Origin of the sequence: Marinobacterium sediminicola, assembly GCF_022343685.1 — a bacterium.
GTDB lineage: Bacteria > Pseudomonadota > Gammaproteobacteria > Pseudomonadales > Balneatricaceae > Marinobacterium > Marinobacterium sediminicola.
This window is the reverse complement of the sequence record NZ_CP092123.1, coordinates 1299160-1323312: the sequence shown is the minus strand read 5'-3', so window position 1 is coordinate 1323312 and position 24153 is coordinate 1299160. Positions and strand designations below refer to the sequence as shown.

The window sequence follows — 24153 nt, the reverse complement described above, 5'->3', positions numbered from 1 at the left end:
ATGCCGTCCCGTCAGAACCTGATCGGGCTCTGGCTGCTGCTGACCGGCCTCTGTCTGGTAGCCGGCCTGGGCGTACTGATCTGGCTGGAAGGCGCTCTTCAGCCCTCCCCCGAAACTCGTCCCCTGCTCTGGTGCCTTGGGCTCGCCCCCACGGTGCTCAGTCTTCTGGTCGGTTGGCAGTTGGAACGACGCCTGTTCCGCCCCTTACGCCAGTTTCAGGTGCTGCTGGCCCGTCTGGTAGCCAGCCCCGACGCTCAGGGGGACTACCCGGTGGATGGCTGGCTGCAACCGCTACAGCCGGATCTCGACCATATTCGTGAGGGCTGGCGTCAGGATCGCGTTAAGATCCGAGAAGCCCATGCTGAAGGCGCGCGCGAGGCGGAAAAGATCAAGCAGGAGCTGGAAGCACTGCTGCAGGTGCTCGACCTCCCGCTGCTGATCTGCGATCGCCATCAACGCTTGCTGTTATTCAACCCGGCTGCGGCCGAGATGTTCCATGACCAACCTGGGCTGGGTCTGGGTCGCCCCCTGTCGCAACTGCTGCCACACCCCAGTCTCGCCGATGCGATCCGCCACCTTCCTGATGACGGCACGCCACACCAATTGCTGCTCCCCGGGGAACATCACTGGCTGCGCTGTCAGTTGCGCCGACTGGGCGCCTACCACGGCGGTGCGCTGATCACGCTGCAAGACACCACCGCCGCTCTGGAGCATGATCAACGCTGGCGTCGAACGCTGGCCCAGCTGCTGCCCAAGCTGCGGGGCCATTGCGGTAGTCTGAACAGCGCCACCGAAGCGTTGCTGCAAGTGGAGGACAACCCGACCTTCAAACAACGACTGGAAAGCGCCATTGAGCAGGAAAGCCAGGCGCTGGCCACTCAGGTCGAGCAGCTGACCCATCTGGTTGAAGCCCAGCAACTCAGTCAGTCCGCACTGGAAGAAACCTGGTCCAATGACCTGTGCAGTGCATTGAAAGCCCAACTGCTGCAGCATCAAATCAGGCTGACCCCCATTGGTATCCCCGCCTGGATGAAAGTAGACGGCCCCGCCCTGCTTGCTCTGTTGCAGTTGCTGGTTCGACAGTTGAGCAGTCTTCAGCGGATTGATGAGGTGGAGCTCGAAGTCCTGTTGGGCAACCGCCGGGTATACGTCGACCTGAGCTGGGATGGCATTCCCTTAAGCGAGCAGCAGCTGCAGCAGTGGCGCTCGCTGCCACTGTTCGACGAGCCCCTGTCACCGCGTGTTGAGGATGTGCTCGACCAGCACGGTGCAGACCTGTGGTCGATACCGCCTCAGCAACCGGGTGAAGGCCCCCGCCTGCGGCTGCCGTTACCGGCATCAGGCCGGGGCATACAACCGCTCCAGCGTCTCTCGCCTCGCCCTGAATTCCATGATTTCAGCATCGCCGACCTGCCCGCACCCAGCGGTGACCTGGCATCCCTACCCCTGCAGCAGCTGGAGATGGTGGTATTCGACACCGAAACCACCGGGCTGGACCTGCGCCGGGGCGACAGGATCATCAGCCTCGCGGCGTGCCGTATCCTTAATGGACGCCTGCTGGCCGATGATGTGTTCGACCAACGGGTGAACCCTCAGCGTGCCATTCCGCCTGAAAGTACGGCGATCCACGGTCTGAAGGATGAGGATGTGGCTCAATCGCCCCCCATCGAAGTGGTCCTGCCCCGTTTCCGGCACTATGTCGGCGACGGCGTACTGGTCGCACACAATGCCGTGTTCGACCTGCTGGCGCTGCAGCTGTCCGAAAGCGGCGACCAGAGCCGGTTCACCATGCCGGTTCTGGATACTCTGCTGCTGTCACGAGCCATCGATCCCTCACTGGAAGGCCACGGGCTGGACGCGCTGGCCGAACGATTCGACCTCAGCTTTCCGCCGGGCACGCGTCACACGGCGCTTGGTGATGCCCGCGTGACCGCTGAACTGCTGTTGTTGCTGCTGCCACGGCTGGCCAACCGTGGCGTGCGTACACTGGGTGATGCCCTGGAACTGCAACGGCAGATCGAACAGGAGCAGCATCGATGAAGCCGATCATGACCGGCCGCCTGGTAGCCCTGAGCCTGTTGGCACTGGCGCTGTTCTCGCCGCCGCTTTTGTTGCTGTTCGACCGTCCGACCGGCTGGGGGTTTTCCAGCCTGCCGGTGGTGATCTATCTGATCTGGGCCGGACTGATCCTGCTGGCCGGACTGGTACTGGAGCGACCTGATGCAGACTAATCTGATGGTACTGATCGTTGCCTTCAGCTATCTGGCGCTGCTGTTCATTATTGCGGCCTGGGGTGACCGACGAGCCGAGCAGGGCCGCTCAGTGGTCAATTCACCGACCATCTATGCACTGTCAATTGCTGTATATTGCACCGCCTGGACCTTTTACGGCAGTGTCGGTCGTGCCGCCACCACCGGGCTCAGTTTCCTGTTGATCTATTTGGGCCCCACGCTGGCCATGCTCAGTGGCTGGCTGGTGCTGCGCAAGATGGTACGCATCGCGCGCTCGCAACGCATCACGTCCATCGCCGACTTTATCAGTGCCCGCTATGGCAAAAGCGGCGGCCTCGGCATGCTGGTTGCGCTGATTGCCGTGATTGCGATCATGCCCTACATCGCCCTGCAGCTGAAAGCGATCACCGTCAGTTACGGCATCCTCACCGAATACCCCAACCCCTCTCCCCCCTCCCTGTCCCTGAGCAATTTTCTGAACGACAAGGCATTCTGGGTGGCACTGGTGCTGGCGGTGTTCATCATCCTGTTCGGCACCCGCCACCTGGACGCCAGTGAGCGTCATGAGGGGATGGTGACAGCAATCGCCTTCGAGTCGCTGGTCAAGCTGTTCGCCTTTATCGCGGTAGGCATGTTCGCCTGTTTCGTGCTGTATCCGGGGCCGGAAGCGCTCTTTGCTCAGGCAGCGGCCATACTGCCCGAAGCCAGCCGCAGTTTCGGCCTTGACCAGATCCCGGGGGGAACCTTGGGCTGGTTTGGCACTCTGATCCTGGCCACTCTGGCGTTCATCACCCTGCCGCGCCAGTTTCAGGTGCTGGTGGTGGAGAACGTCAACGAACAGCATCTCAGACGAGCCTGCTGGCTGTTCCCGCTCTACCTGTTGCTGATCAACCTGTTCGTGATTCCGATCGCTCTGGCCGGCCTGCTGGGCGGGAGTGCCACCGGTGAGCCGGACAACTTCGTGCTGACGCTTCCCCTGTCTGCCGGGCTTAACTGGCTGCCGTTGCTGGTATTCATCGGCGGCCTGTCGGCGGCCACCAGCATGATGATCGTCGAAACCATTGCCCTGTCGACCATGGTCAGCAATCAGCTGGTCATGCCGCTGCTGCTGCGCTGGAGAAGCCTGCATCTGCAGCAGTCCCGTGATCTGTCCGGCTGGCTGCTGGGCATTCGCCGCATTGCCATCGTGTTGATTCTGATTCTGGGCTATCTCTACCACGCCCTGATTGGCGAAGCCTACAGCCTGGTCACCATCGGTCTGGTCTCCTTTGCCGCGGCGTCCCAGTTTGCACCCGCCCTGCTGCTGGGACTCTATTGGCGCGGTGCCAGTCGCAACGGAGCGGCAGCAGGGCTGCTGGCAGGTATTCTGGTCTGGGCCTGGACATTGCTGATCCCCGGTTTCGCCCTGTCAGGGTGGATGAGTACCGATTTTATCGATCAGGGTCCTTTTGGACTTGAGCTGCTGCGCCCCTATGCGTTGTTCGGGCTGGAAGGCTGGGATATCTACACCCACGCACTGTTCTGGAGCATGCTGGTTAATATCGGCTTGCTGGTCGGCGTGTCGCTGTTCAGCCGTCAAAGTCACATGGAGCAGACCCAGGCTGCCTTGTTCACCAATGCCCTGCGGCCGGAAGCCGAACAGGCCGCCATCTGGCAGGGGCAGGCCAACCGCTACGAACTCTATCGCCTGCTCAACCGTTACCTTGGCAGCAGTGCCACCTTACGCCTGTTTGGTGGCCACATCCCCGCGCCCCAGGATGACACTCCCGCGACAACCGCGCTGATCGCGCGTGCCCAGCAGGAGTTGACCGGCGCGCTGGGCAGCGCCACCGCACGTATCCTGATTAACTCGGTAGTCCGTGGCGAGGCACTGGATATGGCATCGATCCTGAGTATCCTCGATACCACTTCGCAGACACTGGAATACAACAGACGTCTGGAACAGAAATCCACCGAGCTGGAGCAGATCGGCAATGAGCTGCGCCGAGCCAACGAACGGCTCAGAGAGCTGGATCGACTCAAGGATGAATTCGTAGCGATGGTCAGCCATGAGTTGCGCACCCCCCTGACATCGATCCGAGCCTTTGCCGAAATTCTCAGTGATGCCGAGGCGATGCCGGCGGAACAGCAACACCACTTCCTGCAGATCATCGTCCGTGAAAGCGAGCGACTGTCACGCCTGATCGATGAGATTCTTGATCTGGCACGGCTGGAGTCCGGGCGCATGACGCTTCATCCTGAGCGCTGTGATCTGGTCGAGCTGTGCCGACAGGCAGTCGACTCTGTGACCCAGCTGTTCCAGCAGCGATCTGTCACGCTGGTGGTGCAACTGCCGGATACTCACTGCCCCGTTATGGCGGACCCCGATCGGCTCTTGCAGGTGCTGATCAACCTGCTGGACAACGCCAGCAAGTTTGCCGACAGCAGCAACCCCCGGGTACTGCTGTCAGTGCAAGTGCACAAGCACCGCTGCCGCGTCCATGTGGAGGACAATGGACCCGGCATCGTTGAAGCCGAACGAGATAAAGTGTTCGAGAAGTTTCATCAGATAGAACAGAGTGCCGAAACGGGCGGCAGTGGCAACCGGCCACGAGGCACCGGGCTGGGATTACCGATCAGCCGCGGCATTATCAATCACTTGGGAGGGCGACTCTGGGTGGATGAACCCCAGCAGCTGTCAGGTGCCTGTCTGGTACTGGAGCTGCCGACAGCACCCGACGAGGAAGGCGGGAGTCAGTCTGAGGCTCAGCTCAACTCGTAGGCGAGACTGACCAGACCGGCCAAGGGCCCCTGATCTTCGTTGAGCTCACGTACGATACGGCGTGCTTCGCAGGCACACTTGCCACACTGAGTGCCCAGTTCAGTCTCTCTGCGGATGTCGGCAAGGGAGGTTGCTCCCTCATCGACCAGGCGTCTGATTTCACGATCACTGACGCGCTTGCAGATACAGATAATCATCGCAACTCACCACCCTGAACATGAGAACAAATATCATTAACATGGAAATATAAATGAAACATATTCTCATTACAAGTCATGACCGGGTATTCATTTGCCATGCCGAACGTGATGTTGAAACGCTTTAACCTGTTGCAGATCCCATTGCAGCCCTCGCAACTCGGCATCACAGAGCGTACTCAGATCCAGCCAATTATCTGCCGTTCCCCCTGCCGACAGGGTGGTGAGCTGGGACCTCAGCAGGAGATCCATCAAGTGCTCGAAGGCGCGTTTCAACCGCCAGCACAGGTCCTGCGTTAAAACCTGATGCCGACACATCCACTCGATCCGCGCACGGGAGGCGACTTCGGGACAGCCCTTCTTCAATGCCAGTAAACGCAACGCTGCCGTCAGCGGCAACAACCCCTGGCGTTTCAGATTGATGGCGTTGGGGTGCGGGGCATCACGGCCATCCCCTTGCAGACGGTCAAAGCGATCCAGCGCCACCGGAGCTTCATCGAACAGTTCTGCCATCTCGTGCAGGAACAGCCCCGCTTCCGGTATCTGCTGCTGAATAAAGACGCGCAGGCGCTCAGCCAACGCCTCATCGCCATAGACCGGTGAGTAGTCGAGCAGAATATTGCTCATCTGCACCAGCTTGACCCGGCGCTGCCCCATCCATAAGTGCATCTGATGGCACCACTCGCTGATCGGCTTGCGCCACAGCGGCCTTGAGGCCATCACCTCCCCACGGCAGAAAGGAATACCCGCTTCGTCCAGGGTCGCCGTAAAGCGCTCGGCAAAATTGAGGAACCAGCTGTCAATCTCGGTATGCCTTTCCGGCGGGTAATCCTCAACAATCAGCGCGTTGTCCTGATCCGGGTGCAACAGGCTTTCATGACGCCCGCCGGACCCCATCACCAGCACGCAAAACCCAACCGGCGGTGCTCCCCAGCCCTGTTCCTGCATGCTCAGCAATGCCTGATCAATGGCACGACGGTAGATCAGGTCGTTATGATCGCTGATCAACTCGGACACCAGCCAGGCGGGCAGCTGCAGCTGCAGCAGCGCGCGTGCCAGTGCAGGCTGACGTGCCCGCAAATCCGGCAGCGACTGCTCATCAGGCCCCAACACTTCCTGCAAGGGCGCCAGCACCCCGTCGAAATTGAAACCGCCCTCGTCAAACAGATGTCGCCAGCTTGTTCGCATCATCCCGCTCCCTGTCCGATACAACCTTCAGCATAGAGGGGCCTGTCGGCAAGTCCAGCTTATGCACCCAACCGGCCGGTCGACCACGTCTTTCAATCCAGGCGTCGACACCCCGGCCCTGTAATTCGACTGCGACCACCACTGACCGGCGACACTTCAATCCGCGTACTGATGCGATCCTTGAGCGCCTGAACATGCGAGATCACCCCGATCAGCTTGCCTTCCTGTTGCAGTCCAGACAGGGTATCCAGCGCCGTTTCCAGCGCCTCTTCATCCAGAGTGCCAAACCCCTCATCCAGGAACAGTGAATCCACCCGCACGTTGCGGCTGGCCATGCCGGACAGACCCAGCGCAAGCGCAAGGCTGATCAGGAAGCTCTCACCTCCGGACAGGTTCTTGGTGGAGCGAATTTCGCCAGCCTGATAGTTGTCGATTACGTTCAGCTCCAGTGGCTGTTCGGCATCCCGTACCAGCAGATAGCGATCCGACATCTTTTGCAGCTGCCGGTTGGCATGACCCACCATTAGCTCGAACGTCAGCCCCTGCGCAAAGTTGCGGAATTTCTTGCCATCAGCCGAGCCTATCAGTTCATGCAGCTGCTCCCAGCGACTGAGCTCACGCTGCTGGGCGTCGATCGCTCGCTGCTGCTCGCCAAACTGCTGCTTGAGCGATTCGTTGCGACTCAACTGCTGCTGCAGACTGCCGCGTTGTTGCAACAACTGGGCCTGATGTGCCTTCAACTGCTGCAATGCGTCTTCCAGATGCTCAATCGGCTCATTACTCAATGCCTGTTGCTGCAACACGGTAACGGCCTGTTCACAGCGATCACGCAGCGCCTTCAGTTCTGCCCCTCTGGACTTCAGCATTTCAGCCTGACGCTGCAACTGCTGCAACTGCTCAGCCGGTTTCAGTGCTGCCTGCAGCTGAGCTTCATCTTTAAACTGGCTCTGCGACAACGCCTGCATGAACGCCGACTGCATCTGTTCGGTTTCATCCTGCAGACGCCGCATGGACGCTTCGCTGTCACTGATCTGCAGGCGCCGCTGGTTGAGCATCTGTTCGCAGCGATGCGCTTCGGCCTGCGCCTGCTCCTGCACCGTGCGTGCCTGCACAACCGAAGCCTGCAAGCGTTTTTCCAGGGCGTCAGTATCCGGCTCAGGTGAAAGGGCCGCGCGTTGCTGCCTCAATTCGGCCAATTCAGCCTCGACACCGTCCACGGCCAAGCGTTGCTGCTGACGCTGCTGCTCCTGCTGCTGCCGTTTTTGTTCGACTTCAAGTGCGTCAATGCGATCCAATCGCTGCTTGAGCTGCTTCCAGTGCTCTCCGGTGTCCCGATATGCCTGCTCGATCACCTCACGGCTGGGGCACGTCTGCCAGCCCAAAGGCTGCAGGCATTGTTGAATAGGCGATTCCAGCGCTTGCAGCTTCTGCAGCAGCCTCTCAGTCTGCTGCCTTTGGCTGCCAATCTGTGCTAGCAGACGAGCCTGCCCGATCTCAAGCTGCTGCAACTCAGACTGCCGAGTGGCCAATCGAGACTCAAGTGTGTGCAGCCGAGCCTTCTCCTCACTTAATTCAGGCGGGTGTTGACTGCGCCAGGGATGCTCTGTGGAACCACACAGCGGGCAGGGCTTTCCGGCTTCCAGCTCATGCCGTTGCTGCTCGAGATCGGCGATTCGATCAGCCAGCCGTTGCAGCTTTTGCAGGTCCTGCTGCTCGCGCAACAATGTTTCGATCTCTTTGCGTACCTGCAGCAGCTGCTCTTGTCCCAGCTGCTGCTGCCGATCCTGCTCAGCCAGCCCTGCCACCAGGGCCTGATGCTCCTGTGTCAATTCGTCTGACTGACGCACCAGACCACGCAACTCACCGAGGCTCTCGCCCCGTGTCCGGATCTCTTCCTGCTGTTGTTTCAGCTCATCGCGGTTGTCATTGCCAAGCAGCACTTTCAGCTCGGATTCGGTCTGCTGTATGGCGGTCACCAGCAGATCGGGGTCGGGTGCCGGTCCTTGCAGCACGTCGGCCGGCAGTTGTGCACGCATCTGCTGCAGCTCTTTCTGCTTCAAGCCAATCGCATAATCCTGCTCACGCAGTTGTCTGAGCAGAGGCTGCTGACGTTCCAGCTCCTCTTCAGCCTGCTGCCGGTGCTGAACCGCCCTGTCCAACTGCACACCGGCCTGATGAGTGGATTTTTCAAGTTCAGGAAGTTGTGCCTGCAGCCGGGACATCCCCTCTTGTGCCTGAGCGAGATCACGCCGCCGCTGACACAACGGAGCAAAATCCGGACGAAGCGCTTCCGCTTTCAGTGCCTGTTCCAGCACCTGCTGCTGAGGCGTGAAAGCCTGCCAGTCCTGATCCAGCCGTTCCTGATCCTGCTGCAGACGCTTAAGCTGTTCATGCTCCCGATCCAGCTGCAGGCGCCAGTTGACGAGGCTTTGCTGATGCTCCACCTGCTGTTGCTGCTCGCGGACCTGTTCATCGAGTGCCGCCAACTCGCGGCTCAGGGTCGCTTCTTCATCATCATCCAACAGCTGCAGGCCTAACTGTGCCGCCTTGAGCTGTTCCAGCTTCTGTTTTTCCTCCCCCTTGCGCCGATGCACGGCGATGGAGATGTCGGAATAGATGGAAGTGCCGGTAATCTGCTCCAGAATGGGGGCTCGCTCATCGGGGTCAGCCTGCAGGAAAGCCGCAAAGCCTCCCTGAGCCAGCAGCATCGAACGGGTAAACCGGTCAAAGTCCATCCCGGTCAGGCGCTCGATGGTATCGGCCACATCCTTGAGCCTGGTGACCAGTACCTTGCCTGTGTCCGCTTCGGAGACCTCATGCCTTGGCTGTTGCAACGACCCATCAGGCCGTTTGCGGCTGCGGTGCTGACTCCAGTGACAGCACCAGCGTCCTTGGGGCGTTTCAAACACCACCTCCGCAAAGCATTCTCCCGTCTGGCGCGACATCACTTCATTCTGACTGGCGTTGACGCGGCTCTGCCGGGGCGTGCGTCCATACAACGCCAGACAGATGGCATCAAGCAGCGTCGACTTGCCAGCCCCTGTAGGGCCGGTAATGGCAAAGATGCCATCGGCAGTATAGGCAGGCTCCGTCAGGTCAATCTGCCACTCACCAGACAGGGAGTTAAGGTTTTTAAAACGGATCTGAAGTATGCGCATGAGGGCCTGGTTCAGTTGCTGTCGGTTGGTCTGTTACTATATTCGGTTTTTCTGATCTTCATCCGCGAGGAAGTATGCTGCAACGGCTGCGTCATCATACCCACGCCCTGTCGCCCACGGAGAAGGGCATGGGCATTATCACTCTGGCCATGTTACTCATTCCCGGCATGGATGCCATCGGCAAGCTGCTCGCCCCGGCTTTATCACCCGCTCAGATCGGCTTTGTACGTTTCGCCATGCAGACCCTGTTGTTGCTGGGGTTCATGACCCGCGACAGGGCGGGATTTGCCATCCGGCCAGTCATCGGGCAACTGATGCTATCAGGCCTCTGGATTGCCGCTGCCGTGACCTTTCTGTTCTGGGGGCTGATCTACCTGCCACTGGCCAATAACATCGCGATCTTTTTCGTCGAGCCGCTGATTTTGCTTTTGTTCTCCGCCTGGTTTCTGGGCGAGAAAGTCGGTCGCCACCAGTACGGCGCGGTTTTCGTAGGTCTGCTGGGTGCCCTTATCGTCATCCGTCCCAACTGGGAAGCCTACGGCTGGGTCACCCTCTTGCCCTTGCTGGCTGCTACGTTCTACGCCGCCCATATGGCAACACTGAGACACTTGTCCGGTCAGATCAGCGGCCTGACCTCTCAGTTCTGGAGTGGCGTATTCGCCTGCCTGTTTCTGGCACTGGCGATACTGCTGGGTGACCCGGCTGGCATCCCCCAACTGGAGTGGCGCCCTGACATGCTTGATCAATGGCCTCTGCTGTTAACGATGGGCAGCCTTTCGGCCATCGCATTCTGCCTGATCAATGCCGCCTTCAAACATGCTCCTGCGAGCCTGCTGGCGCCCTTCCAATATCTGGAAATCATCAGCGCTACCGCACTGGGTTATCTGCTCTTCAACGACTACCCTGACACCATCACCTGGCTGGGCACGGCCATCATTCTCGCATCCGGCCTGTATCTGTTTCAGCGTGAGCGGCGAAGCCGCCAGCGCCTGGCTCGTTCAGGTATCGAGCCGCGCTGATCACTCGGCGCGGTGGTCCTGCTCTGCCATCTCCTGCAGCAGGCCGTTAAAGAGTCGCTTCAACTCGGCCTGTTGAGCATCGGGTATCTGGTGAGCTGCCAGCGCCCGGTCGAACACCTCTGTCGGTTTGAGATCATCCAGTGTTTCTTCCTCGCCACTGCGCGAAAGAATACGATCCACAACACGGTTGTTGCGCACGCGCAGCAGGCTCAGTTCGGTCCCCTCGACTCGTTGCTCCAGCCATAGGCGCAAGTCAGCCGCGACCTGTTCACCTTCGTACAGAACCTCCAGCCAGATCGCTTCACTTTCTTCTGCCAGTTGGTCAAGAGCACTTTCCAGCGCAGCCTGATCGCCTTTGATCCGTTCCAGCCGCTGGAATCGGGGGATATTCAACAGGCTAAGGCTCGGGCGTCGCCCCTCAAACTCGATCAGGCAAAGACTTTTCTGCTGCCGGGCCTCGCCAAAGCCCATCGCCAGTGGCGATCCGCTGTAGCGGATGTACTCGCAGCCAGCCACGGCCTGGGGTACATGCAAATGGCCCAAGGCCACATAATCGAGACACTCAGGGAAGGCATCAACACCCACCTGTGCCAGCGAGCCCACGTAAAGATCGCGTACGCCGTCCCCTTCCAGGGTTTTGCCACCGGCGGCGAACAGGTGTCCCATGCCGATCAGGGGCACTTGCACCTCCAGCTCGGTACGCAACTGGTCGGCAGCAGCACACACCTTTGCATAGTGCTCGCGGATACCGATCACCAGTTTTCGGTCCTTGTCCTCAAGACTTTCTCCGGCCTCGGCCTGTCGAATATCTCGATCACGCAGGTAAGGTACCGCACAGATGATCGCTTCCGGCTGGCCGCTCCCATCGCGCAGCAGCACGACTTCGTCGGCCGGGTCATCACAGGCTGCGCCGACCACGTGCACGTCGAGTGCCTTGAGCAGCTGGGCCGGAGCGTTCAGGAAACTGGGCGAATCGTGGTTTCCCCCTATGATGACCACATGGCGGCAACTGGAAGCGGATACCCGATTGAGGAAACGGTAATACAGCGACTGCGCCCGGTTACTCGGTGTTGTGGTGTCAAACAGGTCTCCGGCAATCAGCAGGATATCGACGGACTGCTCCACGATCTGAACCTGCATCCAGTCAAGAAAGGCTTCGAACTCTTCATAGCGCTTCTGCCCGTACAGCAAGCGCCCCAGATGCCAGTCGGAGCTGTGCAGCACCCTGAGAGGACGCTCTGAAGCAGTACGAGAAGCAGCATGAGTGGACGCAGGCTTCTCGCTGCCATGTGGCGCCTGGTTCTCATCCATGTCTTCAGCAGTGTCGAATAGTGATGGTTGCTCCGGCACGCTTACTCTCCCTGCAAGGTGGCGATGATGCGGCGACTTCCGCCGTGGTTACGATGCTCGCCCAGATAGATGCCCTGCCAGGTTCCCAGATTGAGGCACCCTTCGGTGACGGGCAGTGTCAGGCTGACCCCCAGAATACTGCTCTTGAAATGAGCCGGCAGGTCATCCGGGCCTTCATAGATGTGCTGGTAATAAGGCTCATTTTCGGGCACTGCACGGTTGAAATAGGCTTCGAAATCGGCGCGAACAGTTGGATCGGCGTTTTCGTTCAGCGTCAGGCTGGCAGAGGTATGCTGCAGCAACAGGTGCAGAAGACCAATCTTGACCTGCCGCAGCTCCGGCATGGCCTGTTCAATTTCATCGGTAATCAGGTGAAAGCCGCGCGAGCGCGACTTGAGTCGGATGGTTGTCTGGTACCACATGGGCTTTATGTATCCGGTTGAGCCAGGTCCGTGTGACTATAGAGTGATGCGAACACAGGCTCAACCTGAGCAGGCTGTTTACCCCTTAGAAGCCCAGCTCACGGCGTAAAAGTGCCGCAGCTGTTCGCCAGTACTGCCAGCCCCATGCACGCCGTTCACCGTACACCACAAGCTTGCCACGAAGTTCGGCCAGATTCTGAGCCTGGAATCGGTTTTCGGCCCCCGGCGCCAACTCCAGTGTCAGTCGGTACAGCGCCTGTTCGGGAATCAGCATATCGCCCTGCTCACGAACCAGAAGCTCACCACCGCGGGTAGACGCCAGCATGGCATCGGCCAGCACTCGGGTCGCGTCGGTATCGATACGCACCACGATCAATTCCACTGGCGACAAATGCCCTGACTCCACAAAGAAACGTGCCCTGTCACCCTCATGCACCCGATCTCGCTCGGTTTCGGGCAGGTAACCATGTACCTGCCAGCGATCCGGCTGGATGATTTCACCCAGTTTTTCGTTCTCGGCGACCCAGGTGCCCGCCTTGAGGTCCGGTGACGTCAGCTTGAAAACCCCGGCCTGTTCGGCTAGCACCTGGTATCGCAACAACTGTTGCTCAAGCCCGTCCAGCTCGGCCTGTACCTTGCGTTTTTCTGACTCGGTGACCGCCAGGCGCTGGTGCAGTTCAGGGTCAAGCCGATTGGCGGTACGCTGCCGTTCAAGCCCCTGCAAGCGAGCCCGAGCACTTTGGTATTGTGCCAGCAGATCAGGCGATACCAGTTGGAACAAGGGCTGCTCCAGCTCCACAGGGCTGCCATCGATTGGCACTATCGCATCGATACGGGCATCCCCCGGTGACAATACCGGTTGTGACTGCGCAGGCGTCAACAGCGCCTGAGTATGAATGCGGCTGTCCCATGGCAGTATCAATACCAACAGGGCTGTTACCAATAGCAGTAGACTGCGAAGGCTGCGTTTACTGTTCATGATGTCGCGTTTTCGCTCCAGCCAGACGTTTAGTTCGTTGACCACCGGTCGCAGGATAAACCAGCCGATCTCGATGGCAGCCAGCACAGGTCCCAGGGGTTTGGGGAACATCAGGTACACCATGACGGCGATACCGATAAACACCACAAGGCGGTATAACCAGGTTCCCCAGGAAAAGAGAATCAATAAGCGGTGACGTGTGGGCCTGAAAAACTCGGGCCGTTCGTCTCCCCATCCAAAAAGTCGTTCACGCAGGTCCCATCGGGCCAACGCAAATGCGCGCTGGTGCAGATTGGGCAGATCAAGCCAGTCCATCAGCAGGAAGTAGCCGTCAAAGCGCAGAAAGGGAGAAGCGTTGACCAGCAACGTCGAAATCCAGGTAGTGGTTGCCAGCAAGAAAACGCCATTACGCAGCGGGCCGTCCGGCAGGAACCCCCAGACGAATGTGGCCCAGGCTGCTATCGTCAACTCGGTGCGAATGCCCGCTGCCCCCACCAGCAAGCGCTGCTTCCGTGATGGCAGTTTCCAGGCATCATTGACGTCGGTATAGGCCATGGGAAACATCACCAGAAATGCGATTCCCATCGTTGGTACACGGCAGCCAAGGTGTTTGGCCGTAAGGGCATGCCCCAACTCATGCAGAAACTTTACGCATACCAGAGTTACACCGTAGGCCAGCAGTCCTGATAGGCTGAACATATCAACCAGCGTAGAAGTAAAACTGCCCCATTGGCGCGAAACCTCAAACAGCCCCAGCAACAGTGCCAACATACTGATCAGGGCGAACTGGGGACTGCCAAGCCATTGCACGGCTGGCAGAGTCCTTTCCAGCCAGCCGTCAGGGCGCCACAGTGGCAAGCGGAAGAACAGGTAACGGTGCAGTAACCAGGTCAATGGAGAGGTCTTGCGTTGCTCCAAGCGTTCACAGAAGCGCTCCGTACTGCTGGCGTGAGTCACCTTGACCAACTCATGCTGGTGCAGAAATTTCACCACTTCATCGATGGCTTCGGGCTCAATCCTCAGAGTCGTATCCTGCTTCAGGGATATCAGGATAAGAGCGGGGTCCTCCAGCGACCAGCGACACAGTACTTCAAACGTCAGCCAGTCAATGCGGAAATAGAGGTTTCGCAGAGGATCATGCAATGACCAGGTCGGTTCACCCTGAGCGGAATCAGGCCCGGGATGAAGCCTGATTTCATCTCTCAGAGCGGGCAGTTTAGCGGCAGCTGTCTGCTGTTTCACAGCCCGATCCAGCCCCGCAACCCACTCCAGGGACGGCGCAGTACCCAGTAGATGAGTGATACCGTCTCACCTTCAAGCTTGGCGGTCCCTTTCAAGCCAACGCGCGGGGTAGAAGGCTGCCCCTGCTCATCCAGTTGCGCCCGTACCCGATACGCAAACTGTCCATCAGGGCGCTGCTCAGCCAGGTGTGCGACATAGCTGATGCGTGCGCTGACAGGATTGACGGGATCGGCAGCCAGATACAGCTTGACCTCATTGCCCGGGAGCAGGTTCACCATATCGGCTGGCGACACCCAGGCTTCGACCTGCGTTTTATGCTCATCCGCCACCACCATGATCCGCTCACCCGTTACCACTGGCCGCCCTATCAGATCACCGGCATCTTCGAACAGGACGACCCCCTCGCGTGGTGCGGGCACTTGGCTGCGCTGATTGAGTTCACGCAGATACTCAACTTCCACCTGCCGCTCGGCGATCTGGCTCTGCAAAACAGCCAGCTCCGATTTGCTCTCGGGATCAAACAGGGCTCGCTGTGCATTGCGACGGTATTCGGCCTGAATGGTGGTCAATGACCGCTCGGCCACCTCCAGTCGGCTGGCCAGGGATACCCGATCAAAGGCAAACAAGGGTTGTTCACTTGCCACCCGCTGGTTAGGTGAGACCAGTACATCATCAATGATGCCATCCATGGGGGCGCGGATAATGGCAGGATCAAGCGGCACCAGCTCAGCCGGAGCCAATACGGTCAGCCGCACCGGCAAGACCGAGATCAAGGCGATTGCCAGTACCACTCCACTGCGGATCAGCCAGCGTTTTTTACGGCCCGCCGTGGGTGCAGCATGCAAAGGATGCAACCAGCGTCTGGGCTGCAGGGCGGCATAGGCCTGTACCCAGGCATCACACCACTCCTGCAGCATGGAAAGCTCCGCAGGTGTGAAGGGTTTTTCCCGCGCCAAAACCAACCGCCCACCGGCAAAGCCATCCCGTGAAGGCAACGGAATAACCGCAAGAAAAGGCGGCAGCCATTCCTGCCATCCAGCCCACTCATCGGACCCTGAAAGCGAGCGCAGATCCAGTCCAGCAGCACCTGTGGCCGCCGAGTCGGCCTGTTTGCACCAACGCTCGAGCCAATGGACATAGGGTGCCTGACGTTCAACCGCCGAAACACCTGACAACGCCTCGACCCCCTGGTCAGAGGTCCAAAGAGCAGCCTGCCGATACGGCAGCAACGCATGGCTTTCATTGACCAGCACAAAACGCAGAGAAGCGGCAGAAGCCGCTTCACGTGCCCGCCGCATCAGGTGCAGCAGGGTGGCCAGCATCACCTCGGAGGTGTTCTGCTGGCCGATTTCCGGTTGGAGCCCTTCAGGCATTGCCACTCCGCTCTTCTGCAGCAGCACGTGCCAGGTGGATCAGGCGGTCACGTTCCGCTTTCCAGGCAAACTGGCTGTTGGCCTGGAGCTGTTGCATCAATCCACTCTTGCCGTCGTGCATCACATCAGCGGTTTCCGCCTGCTCCGAACGCACCTGGATCGTGACCATGGTCTCTACCTGGTTGCCATCCTGGTCACGCGCAATCACGCGGATAATCAGAGTGCCATCAAAGCCCTTGGGAGCTACGCCACGGAACTCGCCCTTCTCGGGGTCAAACAGCAGCCAATCCGGAAGATCGCGCCCATCAGCCAACACGGCTGACAGGGTGATTTCTGCACCCGGTTCCGTATGACCGAAGGTATCGGTCGGAATGGTGAAGCTGATCAGTGTGATACCGTTGCTGGAGACAAAGTTCTGCTCCGGAATGTCACGCTGGACAATCAGCTGCCCGATCTCAGGCACAGGAGCCGGTTCGACTACCGCTTCCACTCGCGGCATTTCCGGAATCTCGACCGGTGGCGGCGGCGGAACATCCGGTGTCGGTGTCGGCTCTGCAGGCGCAGGCGGCGGTATTACCACCGGCTTCGGCGTTACTTCGACATTGACCGTGATGATGTCGGTGCCACCTTTGCCATCGCTGACAGTTACAGTGAAGCTGTCATTGCCGGAATAGCCCGGGTTCGGGGTATAGACCCAGTTTCCTTCAGGATCGACGGTGACCGTTCCATTGGTCGGATCGGTCGCCTTTTCGAAGGTCAGATCATCACCATCGGGGTCTTCAGCCTCCAGGGTGCCGCCCACCGGTGTACCTTCAGGCGTAACCACACTGATGTCATCTCCCAAGGGACCACTCTGGCCTACAAATACCGGTACATCATTCACCGGATCAACGGTAATTGTCAGGGTGGATGTATCATCCGTACCCGACCCATCGCTCACCACGTAGCTGATGACGGGGAACACACCGTTCCAGTTACCTACCGGCGTGAAGCTATAGCTGCCATCGGCATTGACGGTGATCGACCCCTTACCTGCCACGCTGTAGACAGCGCTCAATGTGAACGGTCCAGACTCACCGGCGATGCTGAAACTCTTCACCGTCACTGGGCCATCGTTGCTACTGGTACCGATCAACAGATTGCCGGTAGTTTCACCGCTGTCCTCATCCACGTTGAGAGTTTCATTGTCGTCGGTGAAATCATCATTCACCGAATCAACAGTTATCGCGAGGGTAGAGGTGTCATCCGAACCCGAGCCATCGGTCAGCACATAGCTGACTACGGGGAAGGTTCCATGCCAGTTTGCTGCCGGCGTGAAGCTGTAGCTGCCATCGGTATAGACGGTGATCGTCCCTTTGCCAGCCACGCTGTAGGCACTGTCCAAAGTAAACAGTCCTGACTCACCCGCGATGGTGAAGCTCTTCACCGTCACCGGGCCATCGACGCTGCTGGTACCGCTCAGCAAAGTACCGGTGGTTTCACCGCTATCCTCGTTCACGTTCAGGGTTTCGTTGTCGTCGGTGAAGTCGTCATTTTCAGGCGTGACATTGACGGTAAGCGTATAGGCATCAGCACTGTAGGCAGTGCCGTCACTCACTTTAAAACCAGCCGTTGTGTAAGGGCTGCCGTTTTCATCGGCTCCGGGGACAAAACGCAACTTGCCTGCATCGATATCGGCCTTGGTGATCTCCTGATTCAGCGTCACCGGGTTCCAGTTCGTGCCATCGAAGTACTCCAGGCTGCCGCTGCTCTCAAGAGTCGTGATCTGCAGTTTTACGAGCGTGCCGCCATCCACATCGGCAAAAGTACCGAAATCGCCTGCCGTCAACACAACGGGGGTGTCCTCAGGCGTGGTGACGCTGTCGTCCGTACCTGTCGGCAGGTCATTGACGGCCGTCACACTGGTGGAAAGCACTACCGTATCGGCAGAGACGGCAGTAATACCCCCATTACTGCTGACATCGACAGTAGCCGCATTGATGACGCTGGTACTGCTGTCAATCAACCGTACAGTCACATCAGGGGCATCACCATGGTAATCGGCTGCCGGGACAAAGCGCAGCATGGCCGTTGCATCCAGCGTTAACGCACTGGCATCGCCATTGATACTGCCTAGTGTGGTCCAGGAGCCACCAGCATCCGTGCTGTACTGCCACTGACCCTTGCCGGTATCTTCGGTGTAGTCAATGATGGCAATTCCGGCGAGCGTATTGGCGCTGCTGCCGCCGGATACTTCATCCGTCTGGTCATCAAAATTCGGGGTGAACAGGTTCGCAACCGTATCCCCTGGCGGATTGTCAGAATCCTCCGAAATGGATGGCAAGGAGCTGCTGCCGGAAGCCAGCGGTGCGTCGTTAACCGCCGTCACACTCACGCTGATGGTATCAGTCGCTGTACTGAATGGAGAGCCCTGGCCACTCATAGTCAGAGTTAACGTCCAGTTGGTAAGACTCCCACCATGATTATCAACATAATCATCAGCAATATAGAGCGTCCATGTACCGTTGGGATCTGTACCGTCAAAGGCTGCAAGTTGGCTGGCAAAGCTGCCGCTGATGCCATCGAACAAGTCCGGATCGGACGGATCCTCATTATCAATCAAATTAGCCGGTTTATAGGCTCCGCCCGACAGCGCATTTCCTGTCGGCGGCAGATCAGCACTTGCTTCATCATCAAACGACAAAGTCAGGTCGGAAATGGCATTCGTGCTATTTCCACCTGCATCTGACATCAGTATGACCTGTTGGCCTTCAGGGCCAACCAACAGGATATCCATATCCTGGGGCCAGGCATGACTGAGCCCATTCAGGGTAACGTTGATATCAGCCAGAGAACCTGTAAGGCCCGAAATATCCAGCGCAGAGAGTTCCGTTATGCTTCCTGACCCTGTGCCGGGTATCACGATACCGCCAGTCGAGGTATAGCTGGATGTTGTATCTACAGGAGTCGTATCAACCTGTGTGCCTGCCGTACCTTCCGTGCGATCCCAGGCCTTGAAGGTCAAGCCGCTGGCAACATCACCATTGAAATTGGGAGTGGGCTGGAAGTAGAGACGGGTGCTGCCGTCATCTGCCAGCAGCAGCGCACTGGTTTCACTGACAGTACCAACTTCGCTCCAGGTAGCGCCATCATCCAACGAGTAGTACCAAGTCCCCCTGCTGGAGTCGATGCCGGTAACCGCAATCCCCTTAAGCGCACCGCCATCGGCATCACTGATACCGCCGGTAAAATCACCCAGCAGAGAACCAACTGCTCCAGTGGGTGCAGCCGCATCCTCGGCTACAGTCAGCGTCAGGTTGGTATCGGCAAGTTCTGGCGGGGTGTTAGCCGCATCATTGTCACCAATCGTCGCTGTACCGGTTACCCCTTCCGCATTTGCAACCGTACCGGAGACAGTGCCCGTTGACAGGGTAAAGGTTTCAGCCACTTCAATTTCGGTATCGTCGCTTGTCCCAAGGCGGAGCAGGAGGCTTGTTTCACCTGCGGCAATGGTGACGTCAGTAACCACCATGGTCCATGTGGCACCGCCGTCAGTCGATACCTCAAGTGTATTGGCTGCATGGGTATCGGATCCAAGTGCAGCCGACACACCCGCAAGGCTCGGCGTAAACGTAATGTCCTCTGATGAAGGATTCGACAGCTCAACCTTGAACTGAGCCGCTTGGCCTTCGATAACGGAGGTATTGTTAATGCTGATAACGGGACGGTCGTCATCCAGACCGGTGGTGTCCGTAGCCGGCGTACCTCCCGGCATGCCCGGGCCGTACTTGGTACCGCTGCCGTCATCAATGATGGCAGTAACGGCCTCCGCAGTCAGGCCATCCACGTTCTTGTCCGTGGCTATCAGTTTGAAGTTTTCAGTGCCTTCGTAGACGGTGTCGTGCTCACTGCTGATGTCCACGCGCACGTACAGAGTGCCATTGGCCGGCATCACCGGTTCGCTGCCCACTCCATAATTGGCCCAGTCACTGCCATCGGTGGAGTACTGGATGGTCGGACTGGTCAGCGTCGCCGTGTCGTTCTCTATCGCCAGCTCGACCGTCTGGCCGTTGTAGCCGGTCACTTCGAACATGGCGTACTGGGAGCCTTCGTTCACCGGCCCATAGCCGCTCACCGCCAGACTGCGATCATCATCCAGGCTTGTCGTATCCGTCGTCGGTGTACCGCCCGGCATGCCCGGGCCATACTTGGTGCCGCTGCCGTCATCAATGATGGCAGTAACGGCCTCCGCAGTCAGGCCATCCACGTTCTTGTCCGTGGCTATCAGTTTGAAGTTTTCAGTGCCTTCGTAGACGGTGTCGTGCTCGCTGCTGATGTCCACGCGCACGTACAGCGTGCCGTTGGCTGGCATCACCGGTTCGGTGCCCACTCCATAATCGGCCCAGTCACTGCCATCGGTGGAGTACTCGATGGTCGGACTGGTCAGCGTCGCCGTGTCGTTCTCTATCGCCAGCTCGACCGTCTGGCCGTTGTAGCCGGTCACTTCGAACATGGCGTACTGGGAACCTTCATTCACCGGGCCGTAGCCGTTTACCGCCAGAGTCTCTTCCACAACGATTTCGACACTGTCACTGTCATTGGCAAAGTCAGAGTCCTGACTCATGATCGTCAGGTAGTCTGTACCTGCAAACGCAGTGTCGGCCTGGTAAATCAGAGTCGCTAACGCCGCATTAATCTCGCTCTGTGTACCAGTGATGCGAAGCTCGCTTGTGACCTCACCGTCGACACTGGCCGAGCCTGGCGTAACGCTCAAAACGCCGTTATCGACTTTAAGCACGACCCAGGAAAGGTTACCGTCCTGGTCAGCCACGCTGATTTCAGTGCCGCCAGTAAAAACAATCGGGTCGGTTCCGGTTGTGGTGACAACGGTCGGATAGGCGTTAATCGGAGGCTCGTTACCTCCGCTAACGGTAATGGTGAGGGTTTTAGTGGTTATACCGCCGTTGGTATCACGAACCTCGTAGGTGAAGACATCGTCCACATCCATACCCGCTGCAATTTCGGCGGTTACTGCATAGGAGTAACTGCCGTCAGCTCCGATGGTCAGCGTACCGTATGTCCCGGTAACGTCTGTGCCATCCACACCGGTTGTACCACCGGTAACGGCGGTATCTGCAGAGGTGGTCCCGATTCCGGTGACGCTCAGAGAGTCTCCGTTATCAACGTCGGAATCGTTGCTGAGTACGGAGCCAGTAACCGGCACCACGGCATTTTCACGAATGGTATTGGTATCAGCAACAGCAACGGGAGCATCGTTTGAGCCGGAAATTGTGATCGTCAGCGTCGCCCAGCTGGTTTTTGAAAATCCATTGGTAACCTGGTAAGTGAATACCTCGGTCAGTGACTCCCCAGGAGCCAGCGCATCCACGACGGCAAGACTGTCGTTCACGGCATAGGTATAAGTACCATCCGAAGCCAGTGTCAGGCTGCCGTACTCGCCACTGATGACCGCAGAGCTGCCACTCGAAATCGTACTGGCACCGGAGCCTTGCACTGCAACTTGAGTGACTTTATTCAGACCGGGAGTGGCACCGTTGAAAATGTCCTGATCATTATTCAGCACGTTGCCGGTTGCATCAGAGCCTATAGTGCTTCCACCAGCGTCAATGCCGGATTCAACGGCCGTGCCATTATCGTGCCCCAGGTAAGGGTCATTTGAACCTGTACCGTAAACAGTAATGTAAAGTGTGCTGGTGCTCTCAACACCGGCACTATCCCGCATGGTGTAGTCGAAAACCTCAACCGCAGACTCTCCTTCAGCCAGCAGAGGGTTATCCGTGAATGGCGTATAGGTGTAGGTGCCGTCGGCCTGCAGCACCAGCTCACCATGTGCTCCCTGCAAGGTTTGAGTAACACCAGCATCGCCTGTAAAAGTGAATTCGCCCCCAGTTGTATCTGTCAACTCGGCATCAAGTACCACACCCGTTAGAATGCCGTTGGTGTACTCAAGACTCTCGACCCGAGTACCCGCAGGTACCCCAGCGCCCGTCACTGACATGCCAACCGCAATGGTGCCATCCAAACTTGAAACATTGCTCAACGTTGTACTACCAGTCGTTGACGCAACAGCAAGCTGAGCAACTTTGGTCTGCCCACCATCCTGTGTGGTAGTCATGAGATTACTATTACCAGCCACCCAAGCATTAGCCTGGAAAAACGCTTCGACATCATTAATGGCAATATTTCCACTTGCGCCATAGTATGCGGCCGGCACCGCGGAGAATTCGAGCACATCATTGCCTAATGCGTCTGTCCCTTTAACCGTGATGGTGATGGCGCTATCGTCAGCAGCATATAGTGCAACATAGTTGCCCGTACCATCGCCAGAGCCAGCAGCTGTACCATCCACACTGACATACAGATAGTCACCAATCTTGACTGCCGCAAACCCACTGCCTGAACTGAATTGCAGAGAAAGCGTACCTGACTCAACAGTGACATTGTCAGAAGACAGGCTGCCTGAAACCTGAACCCCCTGGATACTAAGTTCAGCTCCCTGGTCATCTACGTCCGCATCGTTCCCCAGCACATTGCCACTGGCCCCATAGCCTGTGTAGTCAAAACCACTGCCGATTAAAGTCGTTGACTCCTTGGCCTGGTTGTAATCGGGATTGGCTGTCGGCTCATCATTGGTACCGTCGATCCGAATTGTCAGAATCGCACTGTCAGTCTCGCCCTTGCCATCACTGATGGTAAAAGTGAACTGATCACTTAGCTGATCGCCAACATTCAAGGCGTCCACTTGGGGAAGCGTATTATTCAAAACATAGGTGTACGTGCCATCGGCATTCAGCGTCAATGTGCCGTACTGGCCATTGAGTACAACAGGTGTTTCACCAACTGCAGTCTGAACCGCACCATTTCCGGGGCCAACAGCTATGACGGATAATGTGTCATTGTCAGCATCACTGGCAAAGTCGAGTACGTTCCCCCCAGCATTCTGGCCTGCAACACCATAACCCTGCTCAATGGCCGCAGTTGTACCACTACTGGTTCCCGAGGTTACATCCTGGGCAACAGGTGCTGTATTGCTATCGATCAGCGCATTCAGCGCATTATCGACGCGGTCTGAAGATGATCCAATGACCTTGTAGGTATCGGAAGCGACACCTGAACGAGACACAAACCCAAGGCCGTCAAAGTATGCCTTGTCGACCGCCAGGATGAAGCCGCGGTTGTCCACCGTACTGCTGTCGCCATCCTGGTTCCCGTCCGCCTGCGCGGTAGAGAAATCAACAAAATCGGTGTCGGTCCAGAAATAGAAGCCCTTGACCTCACCCTGCACCTTGATCGGACGACTGATCCAGCCGTAGTACGTTTCTCCGCCGATGTTAATACCGATGGCAGAGACATCATTACCACTGAAGTAGCGGCTGTCGGTATCATCGATGACGGTTACGGAGCCCAGACCATTAGCTGTGTAAATGAAGTTATGGGTATTCGATTCCTTATCGATCGCATACTCGAAGTTTTCGTCCGGTATCCAGTCCTGTGCTTCAGCGTTATTCTCGATATCAACGACAATTGCGTATGCCGTCTGGAAGTCATAGGTGGCGAATTCTACCTCTACAGTTTCGCCGTCAATGTCCAGCGTCGCTGACGCATCAGTCGAAATCACGCCATTCTGTTCGGTACCGGCAACCGCTGCAGCAAACGCTTCACCCTCGTCCCCTGCGGTATCCCCCCCCGCATTGACCAGGCTGTCGATGCTGTGGCCCAGTTCTTCCACCAGCACCTTGACGATGTCCCGCTCCCCGGCAATACCTTCAACCCACTCGCGGTTCAGGTAGATGGTCGGCTCGCCATCCGTACCTTCGGCGGCAAACGCACCCAACGCCCCCTTGATGGTGTCGCTGTCCAGAAGCTCGACCCTGATCTGGTATTCTCCAGACAGGATCGACTGACGCAGTGCTTCCATCGACTGCAGCCACTGGGCATCCAAAGTGTCCTTACCACCGTTGAACAGCTGAAACAGCTCCTCGGCACTGGCACGCTCAAAGTAATTCTTGATCTGCTGCTGCGCCTGATCAGCTGCCTGCTGTGTCTGACCGTGAGCCACCGCCAGGCTGAACATATCATCAGCCGTTTCCACAGCCTGCTGGTCAGCAACATGGTCTGCCAGGGTATCGATGCTGGCTTCGACAGCAGCACCATCAAACATCAGGCGCTGCTCCAACTGCATCAGGTTAGGTAAAACAGCACCGGGTTTGTTGTTGGGGGTAGACATCTTTCT

12 protein-coding genes are annotated in these 24153 nt (G+C 58.0%); 4 read left to right on the top strand and 8 right to left on the bottom strand.

Annotated features, from left to right (window positions below):
- The 3 genes from LN244_RS06100 to LN244_RS06090 are packed head-to-tail and all read left to right on the top strand — an operon-like array spanning position 1 to position 4992.
- On the top strand, positions 1-2040 hold the full coding sequence (locus LN244_RS06100) for a 3'-5' exonuclease (protein ID WP_239041959.1): 2040 nt from the start codon (positions 1-3) through the stop codon (positions 2038-2040).
- Positions 2037-2231: a hypothetical protein gene (locus LN244_RS06095; RefSeq protein WP_239041958.1), complete on the top strand. Its 195-nt coding sequence runs from the start codon at positions 2037-2039 to the stop codon at positions 2229-2231. The genes LN244_RS06100 and LN244_RS06095 overlap by 4 nt, the downstream gene beginning before the upstream one ends.
- Entirely contained in the window at positions 2221-4992 is a 2772-nt protein-coding gene (locus LN244_RS06090; protein WP_239041957.1) for an ATP-binding protein, read from the top strand. The genes LN244_RS06095 and LN244_RS06090 overlap by 11 nt, the downstream gene beginning before the upstream one ends.
- On the opposite strand, the gene LN244_RS06085 is transcribed toward LN244_RS06090, so the two are convergent.
- The 3 genes from LN244_RS06085 to LN244_RS06075 form a co-directional block, all read right to left on the bottom strand.
- The gene (locus tag LN244_RS06085) at positions 4977-5189 is read right to left on the bottom strand and encodes a (2Fe-2S)-binding protein (RefSeq protein ID WP_239041956.1); all 213 of its coding nucleotides are present in this window, start codon (positions 5187-5189) and stop codon (positions 4977-4979) included. The two genes, LN244_RS06090 and LN244_RS06085, sit on opposite strands and share 16 nt — an antisense overlap.
- A gap of 90 nt (positions 5190-5279) precedes the next feature.
- Positions 5280-6377 (bottom strand): DUF294 nucleotidyltransferase-like domain-containing protein, encoded by a 1098-nt coding sequence (locus LN244_RS06080; RefSeq protein WP_239041955.1) that lies wholly within the window; start codon positions 6375-6377, stop codon positions 5280-5282.
- Positions 6378-6469: 92 nt separating this feature from the next.
- Positions 6470-9535 carry an AAA family ATPase gene (locus tag LN244_RS06075; RefSeq protein WP_239041954.1) on the bottom strand — a complete coding sequence of 1022 codons (3066 nt, stop codon included), beginning with the start codon at positions 9533-9535 and terminating at the stop codon, positions 6470-6472.
- Between the two features lie 74 nt (positions 9536-9609).
- Here LN244_RS06075 and LN244_RS06070 point away from each other — a divergent pair, with 74 nt between their 5' ends.
- Positions 9610-10554 (top strand): DMT family transporter, encoded by a 945-nt coding sequence (locus tag LN244_RS06070; RefSeq protein ID WP_239041953.1) that lies wholly within the window; start codon positions 9610-9612, stop codon positions 10552-10554.
- Here LN244_RS06070 and LN244_RS06065 read toward each other — a convergent pair whose 3' ends face one another.
- The 5 genes from LN244_RS06065 to LN244_RS06045 form a co-directional block, all read right to left on the bottom strand.
- Entirely contained in the window at positions 10555-11904 is a 1350-nt protein-coding gene (locus tag LN244_RS06065; RefSeq protein WP_239041952.1) for an exonuclease SbcCD subunit D C-terminal domain-containing protein, read from the bottom strand.
- A 2-nt stretch (positions 11905-11906) separates the two neighbouring features.
- Positions 11907-12326: a secondary thiamine-phosphate synthase enzyme YjbQ gene (locus LN244_RS06060; RefSeq protein WP_239041951.1), complete on the bottom strand. Its 420-nt coding sequence runs from the start codon at positions 12324-12326 to the stop codon at positions 11907-11909.
- Positions 12327-12411: 85 nt separating this feature from the next.
- On the bottom strand, positions 12412-14547 hold the full coding sequence (locus LN244_RS06055) for an HlyD family efflux transporter periplasmic adaptor subunit (protein ID WP_239041950.1): 2136 nt from the start codon (positions 14545-14547) through the stop codon (positions 12412-12414).
- Positions 14544-15920 (bottom strand): efflux RND transporter periplasmic adaptor subunit, encoded by a 1377-nt coding sequence (locus LN244_RS06050; protein WP_239041949.1) that lies wholly within the window; start codon positions 15918-15920, stop codon positions 14544-14546. The genes LN244_RS06055 and LN244_RS06050 overlap by 4 nt, the downstream gene beginning before the upstream one ends.
- The gene (locus tag LN244_RS06045) at positions 15913-24147 is read right to left on the bottom strand and encodes a tandem-95 repeat protein (protein WP_239041948.1); all 8235 of its coding nucleotides are present in this window, start codon (positions 24145-24147) and stop codon (positions 15913-15915) included. Before LN244_RS06045 ends, LN244_RS06050 begins: the two co-directional genes overlap by 8 nt.
- Positions 24148-24153: the final 6 nt, after the last annotated feature.

Bases quoted from the DNA above. Each gene is read 5' to 3' on its own strand.
- LN244_RS06100 (WP_239041959.1), top strand. From the start codon at position 1: ATGCCGTCCCGTCAGAACCTGATCGGGCTCTGGCTGCTGCTGACCGGC.
- LN244_RS06090 (WP_239041957.1), top strand. From the start codon at position 2,221: ATGCAGACTAATCTGATGGTACTGATCGTTGCCTTCAGCTATCTGGCG.
- LN244_RS06070 (WP_239041953.1), top strand. From the start codon at position 9,610: ATGCTGCAACGGCTGCGTCATCATACCCACGCCCTGTCGCCCACGGAG.
- LN244_RS06050 (WP_239041949.1), bottom strand. From the start codon at position 15,920: ATGCCTGAAGGGCTCCAACCGGAAATCGGCCAGCAGAACACCTCCGAG.
- LN244_RS06075 (WP_239041954.1), bottom strand. From the start codon at position 9,535: ATGCGCATACTTCAGATCCGTTTTAAAAACCTTAACTCCCTGTCTGGT.
- LN244_RS06080 (WP_239041955.1), bottom strand. From the start codon at position 6,377: ATGCGAACAAGCTGGCGACATCTGTTTGACGAGGGCGGTTTCAATTTC.
- LN244_RS06085 (WP_239041956.1), bottom strand. From the start codon at position 5,189: ATGATTATCTGTATCTGCAAGCGCGTCAGTGATCGTGAAATCAGACGC.
- LN244_RS06060 (WP_239041951.1), bottom strand. From the start codon at position 12,326: ATGTGGTACCAGACAACCATCCGACTCAAGTCGCGCTCGCGCGGCTTT.
- LN244_RS06045 (WP_239041948.1), bottom strand. From the start codon at position 24,147: ATGTCTACCCCCAACAACAAACCCGGTGCTGTTTTACCTAACCTGATG.
- LN244_RS06095 (WP_239041958.1), top strand. From the start codon at position 2,037: ATGAAGCCGATCATGACCGGCCGCCTGGTAGCCCTGAGCCTGTTGGCA.